Here is a 4,139-nt window from a genome sequence, read left to right as displayed (position 1 = left end):
CGTGGGTTTTCTTGTCCGGCGGGGTGCGGCATACTGACCGGGTTGTCCTGAAGCAGGTTCAGGGCAGGCGGCGGCGGGGAACCAAGGGCGAACTCCCTCTCCAGGCCGTTCTGCGAGACGCTGCCCCGCGCCCAAGGAGAAAGTCATGCGCAAGTTTTATACGTCAGAGTCGGTGTCTGAAGGGCATCCCGACAAACTCTCGGACTTCATTTCGGACAGCATCCTGGACGAGTTTCTGCGTCAGGAGCCGACCAGCCGCGTCGCCGTCGAAACGCTGGTCACGACGGGCATGGCGGTGGTCGCGGGCGAGGTCCGGGCACACACCGCCCATGTGGACATCCAGAAAACGGTGCGCGAGGCGGTGATGAAGGTGGGCTACACCCGCGCCAACTACGGCTTCGACGCCGAGTACAGCGCCGTGCTGGTCGCCATTCACGAACAGTCGCCCGAAATCGCCAGCGGCGTAGACCACTCCGAGGAATGGCGTGAAATGAGCGACGCCGAGCGCGAAAAGCCGGAAAACGCCTACAGCATGGTCGGCGCGGGCGACCAGGGCCTGATGTTCGGCTACGCCACCGACGAAACCCCCGAACTGATGCCGCTGCCCATTGCCCTGGCACATGGCCTGACCCGCAGACTGGCCGAGCTGCGGAAGGACGGCACCCTGCCTTACTTGCGCCCCGACGCCAAGGCCCAGGTCACGATTGTGCGCGACGGCGAGCCGCACAGCGCCACCGAGACGGCGGTGGACACCATCGTCATTTCCACCCAGCACAGCGACGACGTGACCCAGGAACAGATTCGGGCCGACATGCTCAAGCATGTGATTCCCGCCGTGATTCCTGCCGAGCTGCTGAACGACCAGACCCGCTACTTCATCAACCCCAGCGGGCGCTTCGTCATTGGCGGGCCGCACGGCGACACCGGACTGACGGGCCGCAAAATCATCGTGGACACCTACGGCGGGGCCGTGCCGCATGGGGGCGGAGCATTTTCGGGCAAAGACCCGACCAAGGTTGACCGCTCGGCGGCCTATTACGCCCGTTACATCGCCAAAAACGTGGTGGCAGCGGGGCTGGCACGGCGGGCACTCGTCGAAATCGCCTACGCGATTGGCCGCGCCCATCCGGTCAGCCTGCGGGTGGACACCTATGGCACGGGCACCGTCAGCGACGAAAAGTTGGCGGAACTCGTCGCCGCGCACTTCGATGCCCGCCCGCAGGCCATCATCGCGCAACTCGATTTGCAGCGCCCGATCTACGCGCAGACCGCTGCCTACGGCCACTTCGGACGCCCCGAGTTTCCCTGGGAGCAGACCGACAAGGCCGAGGCGCTGAGGGCCGCAGCGCAGCGCTGAGCGGCAAGCTGCTCCTCCGAAGGGAGGTTCAGAAAGAGGAGGCTGGAAAGGAAATCTTTCCGGCCCCCTTCGTTTTTATTGGCAGACCGTGACAGGAATACCGGAGATGCCCAGATTCAGATTTTCTCCGTGTCGCCTGCCTTGGCCGCATACGCCTCGGCAAACTTGAGGCGCAGGGCCTGGGCGCTGGCACGCGGCACCATCTCGGACACGTCGCCGCCATAGCTGGCAATCTCTTTGACCATGCTGCTGCTGACAAAGCTCCAGCGGGTCGCCGCCATGATGAAGACGGTTTCGGTGTCGCCAATCTGGCGGTTGAGGTGGGCGATTTGCAGCTCGTATTCGTAGTCGCTGACCGCCCGCAAGCCGCGCACGATGATGCTGCGGCCCTGCTGCCGCATGTAGTCCACCAGCAGCCCGCTGAAGCTGTCCACGGCGACATTGGGCAGGTGGGCGGTGGCCTCGCGCAGAATCTCCAGCCGCTCTTCCAGGGGGAACAGGTGTTTGCCCTGCTTGCGGGCGTTGTGCATCACGGTCACGGTGACCTGCTCGAAAATGCCGCTGGCACGGGTCAGCACGTCCATATGCCCACTGGTGATGGGGTCGAAAGAACCGGGGAAAACAGCTTTCATGTGCCCTCCACCCTAGCTCCCGCGCTTTCTTCGCGCCAGTAGAGCGTCAGGACGTTGGAGCCGTAGCGCCGCTCCTCGCGCTCATAGCCGCTAAATTCGCTCAGCGTCACCTGACTGGGATGCTGACAGATCAGCACGCCGCCGGGCCGCACGACGCCGCTTTGCAGTACAGCCGCCGTCAGCGCCGGAATGTCCGCCTCGTAGGGCGGGTCGCTGAAAACGATGTCGGCCCCGCTGACTTTGGGCAACTGGCCGAGCGCGTCCCCCTTGATGATGCGAACACGCAGGTCGAGGGCGCGGGCGTTCTGCTCCAGCGACTTGACGGCGCGGGCATCTTTCTCGATCAGGGTGACGCGGTGGCCCCGGCTGGCCGCCTCCAAGCCGATGGCCCCGCTGCCGCCGTGCAGGTCGAGAAAATCGGGAAAGCGCCCGGCAGGAGCGCGGGCCGCGAGCAGATCGAACAGGCTTTTGCGGATGCGGGCACCACTGGGCCGCGCCGATTCCGGCACCTTCAGTTCGCGGCCCTTGGCACTGCCGCCCAGGATACGCAGGCTCAATGGAAATTCCTCATGCTGGCGAGACTATACGCTATCGGGAAAATGCCACCGTAGCGAAAAAAGCTCCCCCGCCAGGGCAGACGGGGGACTGGTCAGGCCATGACGCTCAGTTCAGGGTCACGGGCGAACAAATCACGCCACTGTCGGACGGAGTGCCGTTGAAGTCGCGGGCGTGGTGCACGTTGAGGTAGGTGGCCCCGTCCAGCAGGGCGTTGGCGGCCAGCCCTTGCAAAGACACCTTGCCGTCCTTGTCGGCCTGGGCGACCATCTTGCTCTCCATGATGGCCGCGCCACCACTTTCGCAGGCGGGCACGTCGGCCTGACCCCGCTTGTGGTAGTGGGCCACGTAAATGGCGTAGGGCGTCATCCCCGTCAGGGTGATGTTGGTGCGGGTCGTGCCGAGGTCACGCACGATGCGGGCCGTGCCTGCCGGGGCGTAGACCGGGTCGGTGGACTTCACCAGGGTCTGACGCGCCATGGTGTACTCGTTGACACCGGGGCCGACCATCGAGCACGACGCCAGCACGGCGCTGAGGGCGGACAACAGGGCCACAGTCTGCACTTTCTTCATCACTCCTCCAGAAGCGGGGTGGAACACGAGAGAGATTTGCCAGTGATGATGGGCCAACGCTGATTGAACAAGTGGGACGGCTTCATCTTTCGGGCTGGGCAGGCCGGAGGGTGTAAGCGGGCGCACATTGTGTAGACGCCCTAAATCACGGCAGGGTGCGGATAGGCGGCACAATCGGGCATGCCTGAACCCCTCACCGCCGCCATCACCGCCGGGGGACAGTCCAGCCGCTTCGGGAGCGACAAGGCGCGGGCCGAGTGGCGAGGCCGCCCGCTGCTGTGGCATGTGGCCGCCAGTTTTCCGGCAGCGCAAGCGCGGCTGTTGCTGGGGCCGCCGGGCAAGTACGCGTTGGCAGGCTGGGACAGTGAGGCTGACCTGCGCCCCGGCCTCGGCCCGCTCGCCGGACTGGAAACGGCGCTGACCCTGGCCCCGGCGGGATGGGTGGCCTTTGCAGGCGTGGACAACCCCTGCTTGACTTCTGATTACTGGGAGGAGTTATTGGCGGCGCGGCGGCCTGGCGTACTGAGCGTGCAGGCCGGGCACCCGGAGCGCGGGCCGCAGCCGCTGGGGGCGCTGTACCACACCGACCTGCGGCCCCACATCAGCGCCCTGCTGGACCGTGGAGAACGCCGCCTGCGCCTCGCTGCCCCGCCGGAGCGGACGGTGGTGCTTTCCGGTCTGCCGCTGGACTTCTTCCAAAATGTGAATCGCCCCGCCGACCTTGCGGAACTGCAACAAAAAGAGGAGGCGTAGCAGCCCCCCCGTATCTGGCTCCCCTGTATCAGTGTCAACGCGGTAGGAAGCTGGCTACTTGCAGCTGGAGTCACGCCCGCAGTCCTCCCCCCTGTTGCCGCTGCATCCAGGCGGGGGCTTTCGGGCCGAACTTGTTCAGGATGGTCTGCTGGTCGTAGGCCAGATACGCATTGGCCCAAGCGAAGGTCTGGTTCAATTCGCGCATGGCCCCCGAGCCGCCCATCGCGTGGTCGAGCTGGTACACCACGAACTGCTCGGGCGTTTCCAGC

The 4,139-nt window shown here is 65.4% G+C and carries 6 protein-coding genes; 2 read left to right on the top strand and 4 right to left on the bottom strand.

Annotation, left to right across the window (positions count from 1 at the left end; genetic code table 11):
• Positions 1 to 145: 145 nt before the first annotated feature.
• Positions 146 to 1,357 carry a methionine adenosyltransferase gene (metK, locus tag Q4C89_RS14235; protein WP_303103285.1) on the top strand — a complete coding sequence of 404 codons (1,212 nt, stop codon included), beginning with the start codon at positions 146 to 148 and terminating at the stop codon, positions 1,355 to 1,357.
• 116 nt (positions 1,358 to 1,473) lie between these two features.
• On the opposite strand, the gene coaD is transcribed toward metK, so the two are convergent.
• The 3 genes from coaD to Q4C89_RS14220 all read right to left on the bottom strand — a co-directional run bounded on the left by coaD (position 1,474) and on the right by Q4C89_RS14220 (position 3,117).
• Positions 1,474 to 1,989, bottom strand: coding sequence for a pantetheine-phosphate adenylyltransferase (gene coaD, locus Q4C89_RS14230; protein WP_303103284.1), 516 nt, complete (start codon positions 1,987 to 1,989; stop codon positions 1,474 to 1,476).
• Positions 1,986 to 2,546 (bottom strand): RsmD family RNA methyltransferase, encoded by a 561-nt coding sequence (locus Q4C89_RS14225; RefSeq protein ID WP_303103283.1) that lies wholly within the window; start codon positions 2,544 to 2,546, stop codon positions 1,986 to 1,988. The genes coaD and Q4C89_RS14225 overlap by 4 nt, the downstream gene beginning before the upstream one ends.
• A 106-nt stretch (positions 2,547 to 2,652) precedes the next feature.
• On the bottom strand, positions 2,653 to 3,117 hold the full coding sequence (locus Q4C89_RS14220; protein WP_303103282.1) for a hypothetical protein: 465 nt from the start codon (positions 3,115 to 3,117) through the stop codon (positions 2,653 to 2,655).
• A gap of 180 nt (positions 3,118 to 3,297) precedes the next feature.
• Here Q4C89_RS14220 and Q4C89_RS14215 point away from each other — a divergent pair, with 180 nt between their 5' ends.
• Positions 3,298 to 3,870, top strand: coding sequence for a molybdenum cofactor guanylyltransferase (locus Q4C89_RS14215; RefSeq protein WP_303103281.1), 573 nt, complete (start codon positions 3,298 to 3,300; stop codon positions 3,868 to 3,870).
• Between the two features lie 70 nt (positions 3,871 to 3,940).
• Here Q4C89_RS14215 and Q4C89_RS14210 read toward each other — a convergent pair.
• The coding region (locus tag Q4C89_RS14210) for a hypothetical protein (protein ID WP_303103280.1) at positions 3,941 to 4,139 on the bottom strand (199 nt) is incomplete at its 5' end.

Source organism: Deinococcus sp. (assembly GCF_030523985.1).
Lineage (GTDB): Bacteria > Deinococcota > Deinococci > Deinococcales > Deinococcaceae > Deinococcus.
This window is presented reverse-complemented; position numbering and strand designations above follow the sequence as displayed.

Excerpts from the sequence above, each read along its gene's own strand:
- Q4C89_RS14220 (WP_303103282.1), bottom strand. The coding sequence starts at position 3,117 with ATGAAGAAAGTGCAGACTGTGGCCCTGTTGTCCGCCCTCAGCGCCGTG.
- Q4C89_RS14215 (WP_303103281.1), top strand. The coding sequence starts at position 3,298 with ATGCCTGAACCCCTCACCGCCGCCATCACCGCCGGGGGACAGTCCAGC.
- coaD (WP_303103284.1), bottom strand. The coding sequence starts at position 1,989 with ATGAAAGCTGTTTTCCCCGGTTCTTTCGACCCCATCACCAGTGGGCAT.
- metK (WP_303103285.1), top strand. The coding sequence starts at position 146 with ATGCGCAAGTTTTATACGTCAGAGTCGGTGTCTGAAGGGCATCCCGAC.